This window comes from Streptomyces sp. HUAS 31 (assembly GCF_028198125.1).
GTDB classification, from domain to species: domain Bacteria; phylum Actinomycetota; class Actinomycetes; order Streptomycetales; family Streptomycetaceae; genus Streptomyces; species Streptomyces chartreusis.
In genome coordinates, this window is record NZ_CP116353.1 from 3,304,051 (window position 1) to 3,315,873 (window position 11,823).

Sequence of the window (11,823 nt, forward strand, 5' to 3'; positions counted from 1 at the left end):
CACCTCGCCCTTCCCCGTCCGACCCACGGCACGGTCACGGTCCGTCCCCACAGACCACCGCGAAAGGGGCTCCCCCGCTTCACCCTCCGGGGGTGGTTCGTCAAGGGCGACCGGCGGGAACCGGCGTGACCGGTTCGAGGAGGCGGCGTGGGGTGTTGATCGCCCTGGACACGGGGTCGCCGGCGGAGTCCTCCGGCTCGAATCCGGGTCCGGGCTCGATCAGGACCTCGGGGACCGGGACGACCGAGCCGCAGTCCTGGCAGCGGCCCTCGGGGTCGAGCAGTCCGCCGTCCCGGTCGTGACGGAGGGCGCGCCGCACTCCCGCGGGTGAGTAGAACGCGTCTCCCCAGTTCATCAGGGCGCGTACGACGGGCCACAGTTCGACGCCCTTGGCGGTCAGGCGGTACTCGACACCCGTGTCGGCGTCCTCGTCGCGGGTCAGCACGCCTTCCTGCACGAGGGACTTCAGCCGGTTGGCCAGTACGGCGCGCGGGATCTTGAGCTGGGTGGCGAAGTCCCCGAACCGGCGCACCCCGAAGAACGCGTCGCGAACGATGAGGAGCGTCCACCGTTCGCCCACCACTTCCAGGGTGCGCGCCAGCGAGCAGTTGCCGTCCGCGTAGGTGCTGGGGAGTGTCATGCCCTCGATTCTAGCCGCACCGGTTCACTGACTGAACCGAGCCGTGCTACGGTCGTTCCGCGAGGGCGGTTCAGTCACTGAACTGCCACATCCGAGCCCGTGGAGGCTGCCCCATGTACCAGTTCCTTGTGTCCTTCACCGTCAAGCCGGAGAACCGCGACGACTTCGTCCGGGCGGCCCACAGGACCGCCCGTGACTCCCTGGCGAACGAGCCCGGCTCGCACCGGTTCGAGGTCGTCGCGGACGAGGAGAACGCGGACGTCTTCTACCTCAACGAGGTCTACGAGGACGTCGACGCGTTCAACGCGCACGCGGGCGGCCCGTACTTCGCCGCGTTCTTCGCCGAGGCGAGTGGTTACGCCGAAGGTCCGACGTGGCTCATGCGGGGCAATGTCGTCGCCGACGGGCCCGCCGGTCTGCGGTCTTGAGTGACTTCAGGGCCTGCGGCGGCTCAGGACCCGCTGCGGCTCTGGGCCTCCGCCTGAGCGATGGCTTCGGCCTCGCTCTCGGCCATCGCCATCGTGACGCCGAACGCCTCGGCGATGTGACCCGCGGCCGACATCACGCGCGCGGTCCCCACGACGGGGGCGATCGCGACGAGCAGGTCCTGCAAGTGCTCGACAGTGAACTCGGCCCTGATCGCGGGGTTGATGTGGGCCATGTACGAGATCGCGGGTGCGTCCATGGCAACGAGGGCGGCGATACGGGACTGGATGAGCGTCCGCTCGTCCATGTTGCAGTGCTCGAGGGAGTCGATCGTCATCGCGGCGATCGTGTCGAGCACGGGGGTCTCGGATGCAGTGGCCATGACGGGGCCCGCCTTCCGGTGCTGTAGGGAGTGGAACCGCACCCACCCGCTCTACGTGGGAATCGCCCCTGGGTGTCCGGCGGTTGCCACTCAAGCGTAGGCGCGGTCCCTGCACGGCGCGCGTCGAGCCGGACGGGCCCTGGCCGCGAGCCGCACGGAGCGGGCTGGGTCGTGGGCCACGTGGAGCGAGGCTGGATCGTGGCTACGACGTGGAGCGGGGCTGGGTCGTCGGGATCCTCGACGTGAAGAACATCGCCAGGGCGCAGGCGAAACCGAGGATCGCGAGAGCGGCACGCAGACCGTCCAGCCGGGCTTCGGCGTTGGCGTCCAGCGCGGCCTGAGCGACCTCGTCGTCGACGCCCGCCTCGTCGAGGGCGGACTTCAGCTGAGCGTCCGACAGGAACGTCACACCGTCCTGGATCTCGACGGCCGCACGGTTCTCGACCTCGGCGGGGATCGCCGGATTCTGTTCGATGCCGGCCAGGAAGGAGGAGCCGAGCGCGGCGATCAGGATCGACCCGGCGAGCGCCGTGCCGATCGAGGAACCGAGGTTGGTGACGGCGTTCTGGACGCCGCCGACCTCCGCGCTCTGCTCGTCCGGCACCGCCGAGACCGTGACCGACCCCAGCTGGGACGCCAGCGCGCCCGTGCCCAGCCCGATCAGGAGGAACGGGATCGTCACGATCTCCGCGCCGGCGTCCGCGTCCAGCGCGGCCATCAGCACCACCGCACCGGCGAGCAGCGCGAGGATCCCGAGCCTGACCACCCGCCTCGGCGAGACGTCCGGCAGGAAACGAGGGATCAGGGTCGCGGCCGCCAGCAGGGTCAGGGAGAGCGGCAGGAGGCGGGCACCGGTCTCCAGCGCGGACAGGCCCAGCGCGATCGACAGATAGAGGGGTACGACGAAGAACACGCCCATCAGGACCAGGTACTGGAAGAAGAACATGGTCAGGCCGCCGGTGAACTGTCTGTTGCGCAGCAGCACCGGGTCGATGAGCGGATCCCTGTGCCGCTCCACGAGGCGGGCCTCCCAGGCGAGGAAGAGCCGGATCAGCAGCACGCCGGCGAGCATCAGCCACACGACCGGCGAGACACCGAGCCACGCTGGCGCGTCGGGCTTCGGCCGGAACCAGCCCCACTCGCCCGAGCGCAGGACGCCGTAGACGAAGACTCCGAGGCCGAGGGCGCACAGTGCGGCGCCGACGAGATCGATGCGCGGGCGCTCGGCGCCCACGGCGTCGGAGATACGGCGGGCGAGCAGCAGAATGACGAGCACCACCAGGACCTCACCGGCGAAGACCCAGCGCCATGACAGATACGTCGTGGCCAGACCCCCGATGAGCGGCCCGAGCGCGATCGCCACGGCGCCCGCTGCCGCGACCAGTCCGTAGGCGGCGGGACGTCGTTCGGCGGGGAAGTTGCCGGCCACCAGCGCCACGATCGCGGGCAGGATGAGCGCCGCCCCGATGCCCTCCAGGAAGGACCAACCGAGCAGCAGCACCGGCAGGTTCGGCGCGAGCGACGTGGTGAGGGAACCGCAGCCGTAGATGCAGCAGCCGATCGTGAAGGCACGTCTGCGGCCGATCAGCGCCCCTACCTTGCCGCCCGGGACCATGAACATCGCCATCACCAGCGTGTACGCCGTGATGGCGCCCTGGATCCCGGTCACCGTCGTGCCCACGTCGTCGGCCACCGCCGCGATGGACACGTTCATGACGGAGCTGTCGAGCGCCATCAGGAACTGGCCGGCCGCGAGCGTCCACAGGACGAGCCGCGCGGGCTCCCCCGCCGGCCCGTGCCCGCCGGTCAGCTCGCCACCCGGGTCACGTCCGTCACCTTGCACGTCACCTTCTGCGTGACCCGGTCCACGCCTCCGACCTCGGTCCGCACGGTCTGACCTGGTGCCACGGTCGAGGACGCGGTGCCACCCTCCGACACCCGTGTCCCACTCGCGGCAACGAACTCGATCGTGATGGTGTACGTCGACGCCTTCGAACTGTGGTTGTGGATCTCCACCCTCGCCGTCGCCTGCTGCGTCGCCGAGTTCACCGTGCATGACGTGATCTTCACGTCGTCCGCCGGCGGATGGTCGGTGTCGTTGTTCACCACGACGATGACGACGACCAGGATCACGGCGATGGCGACCACGAACGCCAGAGCCCCGACGCACCCCCAGAGACACGCACGACTGCGCTGCTTCCCCTGCGGCGGACCGGCGGGAGGCCGCGCCCAGCCTCCCGAAGGGGGCTGCCCCTGGGGCGGTTCCTGGGGCTGACGTTCCCAGTGAGGCCCGCTCGTGGGCGGCCGACTCCCCGGCGGCTCCCCCTCGGGCGGCTCACTCGGCGTCATCCGGACCTCCTTCGTACCGGTCACCGCCACGCTAGAAAGCCGACGACCACCCCACCAGTTGGAGAGAGCCGGGCGGGCGGCGAGGAGCGTCCCGGGGGTGCTCAGCGGGAGGTCAGGGAGGTCTCGGACTCGACGCGGGTGAGCTTCTCGGGATTGCGGACGTAGTAGAGGCCGGTTACGCGGGCGTTCTCCACGCGGAACGCCAGCACGCCGTCGATCTCACCGTCCAGGCGCAGGAGGAGTCCCGGGTTGCCGTTGACCGTCGTGGGCTCGCCGGTGAGGACACCGCCGGCCTTGTCGGCGCTGCCGGCCATGTAACGGAGCACCTTGTCGGCGCCGACGACCGGCTGCAGGGCGGCCAGCTTGAAGCCGCCGCCGTCGCTGACGAAGACGACGTCCGGGGCGAGGACGTCGAGCAGCCCTTGCAGGTCCCCCGTCGCGAGCGCGCGCTGGAACGAGTCCGACGCCGCCCGGGCCTCTTCCGGGGAGGCCGGTGTGCGCGGCCGGCGGGCGTCGACGTGCCGGCGGGCGCGGAGGGCGATCTGGCGTACGGCGGCGGCGCTCTTGCCGATCGCGGCCGCGATGTCGTCGTAGCCGAAGTCGAAGACCTCGCGCAGTACGAAGACGACGCGTTCGGTCGGCGAGAGCGTCTCGAGGATGAACATCAGCGCCAGCGACAGGTTCTCGGACAGCTCGACGTCCTCGGCCACGTCCGGCGCGGTGAGCAGGGGCTCGGGCAGCCACGGCCCGACGTAGGCCTCCTTGCGGCGCTTGAGGCTGCGCAGCCGGTTGAGGGCCTGCCGGGTGGTGATCCGCACCAGGTAGGCGCGCTGGTCCTGCACCTGCGCCAGGTCGACCTTGACCCATCTCAGCCAGGTCTCCTGAAGCACGTCCTCGGCGTCCGCCGCCGATCCGAGCATCTCGTAGGCGACGGTGAACAGCAGGTTGCGGTGAGCGACGAATGCCTCGGTCGCGGGGTCGGTGACGTGGTCGTTCATGTGGTGCGCTTCGCTCTCTCGTGGTGGGCCGCGATTGCCGACGGGCACAGCCGAAGGGGGGTATCGGCGGCTAGGCCGCAGGGCGAGCGCCGGCCTTGCGCGCCCCGGACGCCAGCTGCTTCAAGGTGAACCGGCAGGCGAACTCCTTGACGCCTGCGCCGAGCCGCCCGCTGATGTGGAGCGCGTTCACCCTGTCGTCCGGGTAGGAGAACTGGGTGACGCCCGCGTCCCGGCCGAGGCTCAGACACTGCCCGCCGAACAGCAGACGGACGGAACCCGGTGTCCTGCCCGCGATCCGGCGCAGGACCGTGTCGGCGGCCCCGGCACCCAGCTGCACTGCGGCCTGGCAGCTCATCCGGAACGGCCGGTCCGTCATGACCGCAGCGTCCCCGGCAGCGACGATGCGCACGTCGTCCACGCTGGTCAGCGTCGCGTCGGTCACCAGTCGGCCCTCGGTGTCGGTACGCAGACCGCTGCGGGCGGCCAGGTCGGGGACACGGAATCCCGCGGTCCAGATCGTCACCGCGCTGGACACCTCACGGCCGTCGTCGAGACGTACGGCATCGCGCGTCACCTCCGTCACGCGCGCGTGGGAGCCTTCGACGACGGTCACCCCCAGGTCGGCGAGCCGACGTGCGACCGGGCGGCGGACCCGGGCGTGCAGGGAGGGGCCGAGCACATCGCCGCAGACCAGGGTGACCTTACGGCCCCCTTCCGCCAGCTCGGCGGCGGTCTCCAGGCCGGTCGGACCGGCCCCGACCACGGTCACCGGATCCGTCGCGGGCGCGGCGGCCAGCGCCGACCGCAGCCGCTCCGCCCCCTCCAGGTCCGACACCGAATAAGCGAACTCCGCCGCTCCTGGCACACCGGGATCGGCGGCGCCGCTGCCCACGGCGTAGATGAGGTAGTCGTACGCGAACGTGCCACCGCCCGCCAGCGACACCCGCCGCTCGGCGGCGTCGATACGGGTCGCGGCATCGACCACCAGCCGGACGTTCCCGCCCAGCACCTCGCCGAAGCCCTCGACCGCGTCGTCGGAGCCGGTCACGAGCTGATGCAGCCGGATCCGCTCGACGAAGTCGGCACGCCGATTGACCAGGGTCACCGACACACCGTCACGCCGCGCCAGACGATTGGCCGCCGTCACACCGCCGTACCCGCCGCCGACCACGACCACCTCGACGTTCTTGCTCATGATGTCTCCCTCGCCGTTTTGAACTCGGCATGGAGACACCGGCCACGCGGGCGGTGTAACAGCCCTCGGGTGAGACGTGGAGCACAGCGGCAGCTCAGTAGCCGGTGCCGCGCTTGACCTTGTCCCGCTCCTTCCCGTGGGTCGCCCCCTTGTCGTCCAGGGTGCGGCACGCGTCGACGATGTCCTCGGTCAGGCGGTCGATCTGCTCGCGGCTCAGGGTCTCCTTGACCAGAGCACGCATGATCTTCACCCGCTCCGCGTCGGGTGGAAGCGTGTACGCCGGCACCATCCAGCCGCGCTCGGCGGAGAGCTGCCACGCGACATCGGACTCGTCGTAGGGGTGGTCCCCGGCGAGCCGGAAAGCGACCAGCGGCAGCTGCTCGAGGTCACTCCCGATCACTTCGAAACGGCCGCTGTCGCGCAGGTTGTCCGCCAATTTGCGGGCGTTCTCCTGCATGGTCCTCATGACATATGTGTAGCCCTGGCGACCGAGCCGAACGAAGTTGTAGTACTGCGCGAGCACCATTGACGCGCCGGTGGAGAAGTTCAGCGTGAAGGTCGAGTCGGTCTTGCCCAGATAGTTCTCGTAGAACACGAGGTCCCCGGCCAGGTCGGATTCCTCACGGAAGACCAGCCAGCCGATGCCGGGGTAGACCAGGCCGTACTTGTGTCCCGAGACATTGATCGAGCGCACCTGCTCCAGCCGGAAGTCCCATTTCGAATCCGGGTACAGGAACGGCCACACGAATGCGCCGCTGGCCCCGTCCACATGGATCGGAATGTCGAGGTCCCGCTCCTTGCGGATGTCCCGCAGCAGTTTGTCGATCCCGACGACGTCGTCCTTGTGGCCGGTGAATGTGGTGCCGAGGACGGCCACGACACCGATCGTGTTCTCGTCGACGTGGGGCGCCACGTCCTCCGGGCCGATCGTGTACTTGTCCACGCCGAGCGGCACGATCCGGGGCTCGACGTCGAAGTAGCGGCAGAACTTCTCCCACACGACGTGGACGTCCCCGCCGAAGACAAGGTTGGGGCGGTCGGCCGGGAGATTCGCCGCCTGGCGACGCTGCCGCCACTTCCACTTCAGCGACAGCGCCCCGAGCATGATCGCCTCGGACGACCCCTGGGTCCGGCACCCGGTGGTCGGGCCCGGAGCGTTGAAGAGATCTGCGAGCATACGCACGCAACGCTGCTCGATCTCAGCGGAAATGGGGTACTCCGCGTGGTCGATGAAATTCCGATGGAGATTCTCAGCGATGATCCGCTGCGCCTCCGGCTCCATCCAAGTGGTCACGAATGTGGCGAGGTTCCGCTGCGGATCGCCCTCCATGGCGAGATCCACATCCAACAGCCTCATCGCGTCCGTAGCGGACATGCCTTCCTCGGGAAACGCCTCCGATGGAGCGGGCATGGTCAGAAATCGATTACCGAAAAGATCCGCGTCGCCACGCTTAGTCATATGACAATTCAAACAGCGCCATCCGGGATCCCACCGAGGGACACGCCGAGGCGGAAAAGGACAGAGACAGAAGCGGCCGAGTGCGACTCGACCCAGGGCCACCGATGAGTTCCGCCGGCGGTCTCGTCGGTGCCCCTGGGGGTAGCCCTTGCCTCCGAGGGCTTCAAGGAGTCGGAGGGGGCTGCTCATGAGCTCGTTCTCGCGTGATGTCCCCGGCCGATCCGCCGGTGGTCCGGGACGCCCTCTGGGAGGAAGGCGTCCCGGACACGGTCACTTCGAGACTGTCACCTTGAGCGAGTCCAGATCCGGGCTCGGAACTGGCCTGCCGGTGCTCGCGGTGGTCGCGTTGGTCGCGGACAACGGCTGGGAGGCCGGGCTCTGCGCAATGGCACCCTTGTAGTACGGGGTGTACGCGTAGGTGCTGTCCACGCCGATGGCCCTGCCGATCAACGGGACCACCTTCGCGTCGACGGAGCCGTTGCCGCCGAACACGGCCACGTGGTTCAGGCTCGCCGACGTGCGCATCATGTACCACTTGGTGTCGTACGTCAGCGAGGTGACGTCGGTCCACAGCAGCGGCCCGAACGTGGTCATCGCCGACGACGCGGAGACGCCGCCGGTCCAGCTGTTCACCGAGGCCACCGCGGCGTTCGACGGCGACGACCACCAGAACTCGGCGAGCCTCGCGGCGACCGGCGCCGGACTGCCGCCGAAGCGGTAGTAGCTGTACTTGCCGGGCCAGTGGGGCAGCTTGCCGGCGTTGTACGCCTTGGTCAGCGCCGACTCGGCGTCGGTCCCCACCGTGATGATCTTCGTCGTGCTCGGGCTGTACTTGTTGAGGTAGCCGTACACGGACGGGGTCATGGTGGAGCCCTCGGTCAGCAGTACGACCGCGGTGCCCGAGGTGCCCATGGCGCCGGCGGCGGAGCTGGCCGCGAGGGCGTTGTGGTAGTCGGTGCCGGTCGCCAGGAACACGTACTTCGGGGCGCTGGTGATCGTCTTGGCGACAGCCACCGAGGTGGAGTAGCGCGAGACGTCGGACAGCCGCTTGGCGACGTATCCGAGCGAGGTCACCTTGGACGCCACCGAGCTGCTGAGGATGCTGGTGCCGCCGACCAGGTAGACGGTCTTGCCCTTGGGCAGCATGCGCTTCAGCTCGCTCTGGACGGAGGAGTCCAGACCCGTGCGGGAGGTCATCAGCACCGGTCCGTGCTTCTTGCCCGCCAGCGAGGTCGCGGTGGTGGCGTACGCGGAGTCCGACTTGCTGATCAGGACGGCCGAGCTCGCGTTCATCAGGCCCGGCACGCTCTTGCCGAGGGTGTTCCACGTCCACTTGGACGACGCGATGTTGGTGTCGTAGGTGTCGGAGCCGTAGACCCGGGAGATCGCGTTCTTCCGGAGCGGTTGCCAGGCCACGTCGGTCCCGTCGGCCATGGGCACACGCGTCTCCGCGCCCGTACCGAGGTCGTGGATCCATATCTGCGAACCGCTGGGACCGGTGTCCGGGCCGCCCGTGAAGTAGGTGTCGTACGCGATCCGGTCGCCCTTGGGCGACCAGGCGGGACGGTTGTGGTCGGCGGGGTCCGTGGTGACCTGGGTCAGCCCGGTGCCGTCGACCTTGACGGTGAAGAGCTGTTTGTGTCCGGCGACGGTCCGGGTGAAGACCAGCGACTGCCCGTCCGGGGACATGCTCGGCTCGTCCGCGTTGGCGGCCACCTTGGTGAACGTCTTGGTGGGGCCGTTGTAGAGCCAGACGGCCGGAGTGCCGGTGGTGGAGCAGCTCGTGCCGGTGCGCACGAAGGCCAGCTTGCCGTTGAGGGCGCCGCTGGCCTTGGAGTCGCAGCCGTCGACGTCGGTGCCGAACAGGGTCGCGGGAGCGCGGCCGCTGTTGGCCACGGCCACCCGGAGTCGGCCTCCGGCGGTGAAGACGATGTCGCCCCCGCCGCCCCAGAACGTCGGATCGGTCGGATGCCAGCCACTGCCCGCCGGCATGACGATGTCGTTGCCCGCTATCGACTCCTGGGCGTACGTCTTCGTGCGGAGACGGCCGTCGGCGGAGCCCACGTAGGCGATCTGGCTGCCGTCGGCGGACCAGGCAGCCTGATTCGCGGTCTCGTAGAACTGGGCGCTCTTGGTCCCGTCGGGGTTGATGTAGCGCAGCGAGCCGAGTTCGTTGTACAGCAGCCTGCCGTCCGTGGCCGGCCAGCCGGCGGTGTCGGCGGTCGCGTGGCCCGGGAGCCCGGCGACGAGACCGGCCGCGAGTGCGGCGGCGGTCATGAGCGCCGCGAATCCGCGACGCGCAGAGATGTTCAATGTGCCCCCACAGATGAATGGATGGCTGCGTTGCCCCTCCCCCGAGGCGAACGGACGGCATCGTGTTCGTCGTCCGTACGGCAGCGGCGAAACTTTAGCGCCGTGCCACGGCATCCGTGGAGACAGGGGCACCCGGTGCCGACGCGCCCGTGGCCGTTGTCCAGCCTCGACCGCCGTCGTCCGCTCCTGCTGGTGTCGGCCACCGGTGTCAGATATCAGCGCCGCGCTTGACGACTACGCAGCGGGATACTGCTCCGAACCATCCCCACGGTCTCCCCACGGCAGTTTGCAGTCGCGGTGTCGAGGGATCGCGGTGATCCTGGCAGTGGAGCATGGCCGGCGCCGCACGGGCGTCGTGCATCGGTGACCGCGCTGTACAGGAAGGTGGCGGCCATGGCGGCGATACCGAACGAACACGGGGGGCCGGGCGGCAGCGAAAGACTCAGCGGCGCGTCCCTGTTCGCCGGAGCCGTGATGATGCTCAGCGGACCGCTCAGCATTCTCATGGGGGCATCCGGAATCGCGGGGGACAACCTGTTCGCCGCGTCCCAGTACGCCTATCGGTTCGACCTGACCGCTTGGGGCTGGATTCACATCGTGGTCGGACTGGCACTCGTCATCGCCGCCATGGGGCTCGTGACGAACAAGAGCTGGGGTCGCGGAGCCGGTGCGGCAGCGGCAGGGGTCAGCCTGATCACCCAGTTCATGTTCGTTCCGTACTACCCGCTGTGGGCCATCCCGATAATGACGCTCGACCTCCTGGTCATCTTCGCGCTCACGAGGTTCTACGCCGGAACCAACGGCGGCCGGTGACACACCTCGGCCCACCACTCTCGAACGACCTGGGCACGGCCCACAGACGGGGGGTTCGACCACAACCCGGATGGCCGTGGTCGAATCGCATGCTCTGGCCCGGTGTCACAGCCTGGAGGCGTGACTGATCGCAAGCGCGAGGAACGCCCAGTGCCCCGGGACCTGTCATGAGCGACGTACAAGGCGACTCCAGCCGGAACGGGCACGAGGACGTCCCGGTCCCCCACCGTCTTGGCGGGCACTGATCACCGGGCTGCTGATCGCCCTGGTCATGACCACGATCATGTGTACGACGTACGTGTCGGCACAGCATGCGGTGGTGGCCCGCGACCTCCCGTGGGGTGTGGTCGGTAGCTCGCCACTGACCACCGCTGTTCAGGAAGACATCTCGCTGAAGATCCACCAGTACTCGGATCAGGCAGAGCTGGAGGACGCTGCCGACCGCACCGAGATCTACGGCGGCTTCGTGGCAGACAGCAACACCTTGGTCATCGCCGAGGCCGCGAGCCTGGTCGCTCCTGGGCAGCTGCCGGCCCTGTACGAGCGGGCCGCCAAGAAGCAAGGCGTACGCCTCGCCTTCGCCGTGACCAACAAACTTCCCAAGGAAGACCCCCTCGGCGTCGTCCCGGGCATCTCGGTGTTCGTACTGCTCGTGGCGGGCTATCTCGGCTCCACTCTGGCCATGCAGCGCACCGGCACCGCGGCAGCCCGCCGCCGCGTCCTCAGCCTCATCGCCTACTCGATCATCGCCGCCCTGGTGTTCGACGTGATCATCGGTCCGATCCTCAACGCCTACCCGGATGTCAGCAGCAACTTCTGGCCCCTGTGGGGCGAGTTCGCTCTCATGTGCCTTGCCGTCGCGCTCTTGGCCGCAACCCTTCAAAGCCTGATCGGCCCGATCGGCACCCTGCTCACGGTCGTCATCGTCGTCTTCTTCGGCAACCCCTCCACCGGCGGAGTCAACGGCACCGCCTACCTGCCCGCCTTCTGGCAATACCTCGGCCCCGTCCTGCCCCCGTGGAACGGGACGACGCTCATCCGCAACACCCTCTACTTCGACGGAAACGCCATCACTCAGCAGCTGATCGTCCTGAGCATCTACGTCGTTCTCGGCGCTGCCCTCGTCACCATCTCCACCTACGGCCACCTGATGTGGTGGCGCCGCAGCAAGCGACGCCCACCCATCAGCCCCGAGGAGGAAGGCGGCATCGCCGCGATCCCACCCGCATGAGGGCGCGTGCAGGTCTC

General features: G+C 68.9%; 11 protein-coding genes. 3 read left to right on the plus strand and 8 right to left on the minus strand.

The genetic code is table 11. From position 1 onward, the window contains the following. Positions 1-100: 100 nt before the first annotated feature. A complete protein-coding gene (locus tag PGH47_RS14545) occupies positions 101-640 on the minus strand; it encodes a winged helix-turn-helix transcriptional regulator (RefSeq protein WP_271663788.1) in 540 nt (179 codons plus the stop codon). 113 nt (positions 641-753) lie between these two features. Here PGH47_RS14545 and PGH47_RS14550 point away from each other — a divergent pair, with 113 nt between their 5' ends. Continuing rightward, positions 754-1,068 (plus strand): putative quinol monooxygenase, encoded by a 315-nt coding sequence (locus tag PGH47_RS14550; RefSeq protein ID WP_271663789.1) that lies wholly within the window; start codon positions 754-756, stop codon positions 1,066-1,068. Between the two features lie 23 nt (positions 1,069-1,091). Here PGH47_RS14550 and PGH47_RS14555 read toward each other — a convergent pair whose 3' ends face one another. From PGH47_RS14555 to PGH47_RS14585, 7 genes are all read right to left on the minus strand, one after another. Continuing rightward, positions 1,092-1,448 (minus strand): carboxymuconolactone decarboxylase, encoded by a 357-nt coding sequence (locus tag PGH47_RS14555; RefSeq protein ID WP_107907334.1) that lies wholly within the window; start codon positions 1,446-1,448, stop codon positions 1,092-1,094. Positions 1,449-1,650: 202 nt separating this feature from the next. Next, positions 1,651-3,258 carry an MFS transporter gene (locus PGH47_RS14560; protein WP_271668056.1) on the minus strand — a complete coding sequence of 536 codons (1,608 nt, stop codon included), beginning with the start codon at positions 3,256-3,258 and terminating at the stop codon, positions 1,651-1,653. Then, on the minus strand, positions 3,255-3,596 hold the full coding sequence (locus PGH47_RS14565) for a hypothetical protein (RefSeq protein ID WP_271663790.1): 342 nt from the start codon (positions 3,594-3,596) through the stop codon (positions 3,255-3,257). The genes PGH47_RS14560 and PGH47_RS14565 overlap by 4 nt, the downstream gene beginning before the upstream one ends. A 302-nt stretch (positions 3,597-3,898) precedes the next feature. Further along, positions 3,899-4,795: an RNA polymerase sigma-70 factor gene (locus PGH47_RS14570; RefSeq protein WP_271663791.1), complete on the minus strand. Its 897-nt coding sequence runs from the start codon at positions 4,793-4,795 to the stop codon at positions 3,899-3,901. Positions 4,796-4,865: 70 nt separating this feature from the next. Continuing rightward, positions 4,866-5,990: an NAD(P)/FAD-dependent oxidoreductase gene (locus tag PGH47_RS14575; RefSeq protein ID WP_271663792.1), complete on the minus strand. Its 1,125-nt coding sequence runs from the start codon at positions 5,988-5,990 to the stop codon at positions 4,866-4,868. A gap of 94 nt (positions 5,991-6,084) precedes the next feature. Beyond that, positions 6,085-7,449: a glutamate decarboxylase gene (locus tag PGH47_RS14580; protein WP_271668057.1), complete on the minus strand. Its 1,365-nt coding sequence runs from the start codon at positions 7,447-7,449 to the stop codon at positions 6,085-6,087. A gap of 270 nt (positions 7,450-7,719) precedes the next feature. Then, the gene (locus PGH47_RS14585) at positions 7,720-9,726 is read right to left on the minus strand and encodes a cell wall-binding repeat-containing protein (protein WP_271663793.1); all 2,007 of its coding nucleotides are present in this window, start codon (positions 9,724-9,726) and stop codon (positions 7,720-7,722) included. Between the two features lie 399 nt (positions 9,727-10,125). On the opposite strand from PGH47_RS14585, the gene PGH47_RS14590 reads away from it, so the two are divergent. Further along, positions 10,126-10,575, plus strand: a complete 450-nt coding sequence (locus tag PGH47_RS14590) for a DUF7144 family membrane protein (RefSeq protein ID WP_271663794.1) — start codon at positions 10,126-10,128, stop codon at positions 10,573-10,575. Between the two features lie 271 nt (positions 10,576-10,846). Then, positions 10,847-11,806 (plus strand): hypothetical protein, encoded by a 960-nt coding sequence (locus tag PGH47_RS14595; RefSeq protein ID WP_271663795.1) that lies wholly within the window; start codon positions 10,847-10,849, stop codon positions 11,804-11,806. The last annotated feature ends 17 nt before the right edge of the window (positions 11,807-11,823 follow it).